Raw genomic sequence first — 4,172 nt, forward strand, 5'->3', positions numbered from 1 at the left:
CAGATTTATGAAACCATTCTTGCTTGGGCAGGTCTGAAACTAGGTCGTCGCTATGCAACGCCTATTTTCGATGGAGCTACCGAAGCAGAAGTTGCAGCCGAATTGAAAGAGGCTGGTCTGCCAGATTGGGGACGTACTTATCTGTACAATGGTCTTACTGGCGATAAATTCGATCAGCCGGTTACAGTTGGTCTGATGTACATGATGAAACTAGGTCACTTGGTTGATGATAAAATGCACGCCCGTTCGATCGGACCGTACTCACTTATCACGCAGCAACCATTGGGTGGTAAAGCACAATTCGGAGGTCAGCGTTTTGGAGAGATGGAAGTGTGGGCTTTGGAAGCATTCGGTGCATCACACATTCTTCAGGAGATCCTAACCGTGAAATCTGATGACGTGGTTGGCCGTGCAAAAGCTTACGAAGCGATCGTGAAAGGTGAAAACCTTCCAAAACCAAATATTCCGGAGTCATTCAACGTACTTGTTCACGAGCTTCGCGGACTAGCATTGGAGATTACACTGGACTAATTTCTAGTCGTGGCGCCGAAAGGCGCCATTAATGAAAACAGATTAGTTTTTGACTAACAGACAAACGACTTTTTATTATGTCTTTCAAAAAGAACAAAAAATTAAATAGTGACTTTTCCAGAATGACCATCAGTCTGGCGTCACCGGAGTCTATCCTTGAAAGCTCCTTCGGTGAAGTAACCCAGCCTGAAACCATCAATTACCGGACTTATAAGCCGGAAATGGGTGGGTTGTTCTGTGAGCGTATTTTCGGGCCTGTGAAGGACTGGGAATGTCACTGCGGAAAATATAAGCGCATTCGGTACAAAGGAATCATCTGCGACCGTTGCGGTGTGGAAGTTACGGAGAAGAAAGTACGCCGCGAGCGTATGGGACACATCGAACTCGTTGTTCCTGTCGCTCACATCTGGTACTTCCGCTCTTTGCCAAATAAAATCGGTTACCTGCTTGGACTTTCTACCAAGAAGCTTGACCAGATCATTTATTACGAGCGATATGCAGTAGTTCAGCCAGGTGTTAAAGAAGAAGATGGCGTAGGTTACCTTGACTTCCTTACAGAAGACGAGTACCTCGATATCATCGACAAACTGCCTCGCGAAAACCAATTGCTTCCTGACACAGATCCCAACAAATTCATTGCGAAAATGGGAGCTGATGCATTGGAAATGCTTTTGAGCCGCATTAAGCTGGACGAACTTTCATACGAACTTCGTCACCAGGCTGCAACAGACACTTCTCAGCAACGTAAAGCAGAAGCTTTGAAACGTCTGAAAGTGGTTGAAGCTTTTCGTGATGCAAACACCCGTATTGAAAACCGCCCTGAATGGATGGTGATCAAAATGGTACCTGTGATTCCACCGGAATTGCGTCCATTGGTACCTCTTGATGGAGGTCGCTTTGCGACTTCGGATTTGAATGACCTTTACCGTCGTGTGATTATCCGTAACAACCGTCTGAAACGTCTGATCGAAATCAAGGCACCTGAGGTGATCTTGCGTAACGAAAAACGGATGTTGCAGGAAGCGGTTGACTCCCTTTTCGACAACAGCCGTAAAGTAAATGCAGTACGTTCAGAAGGTAACCGTGCTTTGAAATCACTTTCAGACATGCTGAAAGGTAAGCAAGGCCGTTTCCGTCAAAACTTGCTTGGTAAGCGTGTCGACTACTCTGGTCGTTCGGTTATCGTAGTAGGTCCTGAGTTGAAACTGCACGAATGCGGTTTGCCAAAAGACATGGCGGCTGAGCTTTTCAAACCGTTCATTATCCGCAAGCTGATCGAGCGTGGTATTGTTAAAACTGTAAAATCAGCGAAGAAGATCGTAGACCGCAAGGATCCTGTGATCTGGGATATCTTGGAAAACGTTTTGAAAGGACACCCTGTTCTTCTAAACCGTGCTCCAACACTTCACCGTTTGGGTATCCAGGCATTCCAGCCTAAGCTGATCGAAGGTAAAGCGATCCAGCTGCACCCATTGGTTTGTACTGCATTCAACGCTGACTTTGACGGTGACCAAATGGCGGTACACGTACCACTAGGTCAGGAAGCCGTATTGGAAGCTTCCATGCTGATGCTTTCGTCGCATAACATCTTGAACCCTGCCAACGGAGCGCCGATCACGGTACCATCTCAGGACATGGTTTTGGGTCTGTATTATGTAACAAAAGGCCGCGTAAGTACGCCCGAATACCCGATTATCGGAGAAGGCAAGATTTTCTATGGTCCTGATGAAGTTATTATCGCGATTAACGAAGGCAAGCTTTCAAAACATGCCAATATCAAATGCCGCGTTAGTGTTCGTAATGATGACGGCACTTTCGAGGTCAAATTGATCGATACAGTAGCTGGTCGTTTGCTGTTCAACCAGGCAGTTCCTGCGGAAGTAGGTTATATCAATGAATTGTTGACCAAGAAGAAATTGCAGCAAATCATTGGTCTGGTATTCAAACAAGCTGGTGTTGCACGTACCGCTCAATTCCTAGATGAAATCAAAGAACTTGGTTTCCAAATGGCCTTCAAAGGCGGTTTATCAATGGGATTGGACGATGTAATGGTTCCGGAAGAAAAAGAGAAGCTCATCGAGCAAGCCAAAGGGGACGTTGAAAACGTTTGGAACAACTACCTGATGGGTCTTATCACTGAGAACGAACGTTACAACCAGGTTATTGACATCTGGACCCGCGTGAACTCACGGATTACAGAGACTTTGATGAAGCAACTGGAAACAGACAAAGGCGGATTCAACTCTATTTATATGATGATGCACTCAGGTGCACGCGGTTCGCGCGAGCAGATCCGTCAGCTAGGTGGAATGAGGGGTTTGATGGCGAAACCACAGAAGAATATTGCTGGTGGAGCCGGTGAAATCATCGAAAACCCAATCCTTTCTAACTTTAAAGAAGGTTTGGATGTACTTGAATACTTTATCTCAACCCACGGTGCGCGTAAAGGTTTGGCCGATACGGCATTGAAAACTGCTGATGCTGGTTACCTGACTCGTCGTCTCCACGACGTAGCGCAGGATGTGGTTGTGGTTGAGGAAGACTGCGGATCGCTTCGTGGTATTGCAATCTCGGCTTTGAAAGACAACGAAGATATCGTTGAACCACTTTCTGAGCGTATTCTTGGTCGTGTAAGTGTTCACGATGTATTTGACCCATTGTCAAATGAAATGATCCTTGCTTCTGGTCAGGAAATTACAGAGGAAATCGCCGCTTATATTGATGAAACAAGCATTGAAACAGTAGAAATTCGTTCAGTACTGACTTGCGAAACCCGCAATGGAGTATGTGCGAAATGCTACGGACGTTCGCTGGCTTCGGCGCACATGGTGAATATTGGTGAAGCTGTGGGTGTAATTGCATCTCAGTCAATCGGTGAGCCAGGTACGCAGCTGACACTTCGTACATTCCACGTCGGTGGTACTGCTTCCAACATTTCTGTTGAGGCAAATATCAAGGCGAAGTTTGACGGAGTGATTGGTTTCGAAGATCTACGTCTTGTACAGTCTGTTAATTCAGAAGGTGATGAAGTTACAGTAGTAATGGGCCGCTCAGGTGAAGTTAAAATTACTAACCCTGAAACCGGACAATTGCTGATCTCGAACAACGTACCTTACGGTGCGCACCTTTTGGTAAAAGATGGCGAGAAGGTTTCCAAAGGACAAGAACTTTGTACCTGGGATCCATATCACGCAGTAATTCTTTCTGAATTCACCGGAGCAGTTTCCTTCGATGCAATTGAAGAAGGTATTACATACCGTGAAGAATTTGATGAGCAAACAGGCTTCCAGGAGTCAGTGATCATTGAAACACGTGATAAAACCAAAAACCCGGCTATCGTGGTAAAAGGTAAGTCTACGTTGTTGAAAGATCAGACTGAAAAAGGCTATAACCTTCCTGTTGGAGCACGTTTGGTTGTAAAATCCGGTACTAACATTAAAGCTGGTCAGCCACTTGCGAAAATTCCTCGCGTTGTTGGTAAAACCCGCGACATTACCGGCGGTCTTCCACGTGTAACCGAGCTTTTCGAAGCACGTAACCCATCTAACCCTGCAACGGTTTCTGAAATCGACGGTGTGGTATCTTATGGTGGTGTGAAACGTGGTAACCGCGAAATCCATATTGAATCAAAAGACGGAACG

General features: G+C 45.9%; 1 protein-coding gene and 1 pseudogene. Both read left to right on the top strand.

The annotated features are described in order from the left end of the window. Positions 1 to 531 (top strand): annotated as a pseudogene (gene rpoB, locus ACTIE6_RS07685) (DNA-directed RNA polymerase subunit beta); the annotation flags it as partial. A 77-nt stretch (positions 532 to 608) separates the two neighbouring features. Further along, positions 609 to 4,172: DNA-directed RNA polymerase subunit beta' (rpoC, locus tag ACTIE6_RS07690; protein ID WP_439556081.1), on the top strand; the 3,564-nt coding region annotated here is incomplete at its 3' end.

The sequence above is a fragment of the Dyadobacter sp. genome, assembly GCF_051859145.1.
In the GTDB taxonomy this organism is placed as follows: domain Bacteria; phylum Bacteroidota; class Bacteroidia; order Cytophagales; family Spirosomataceae; genus Dyadobacter.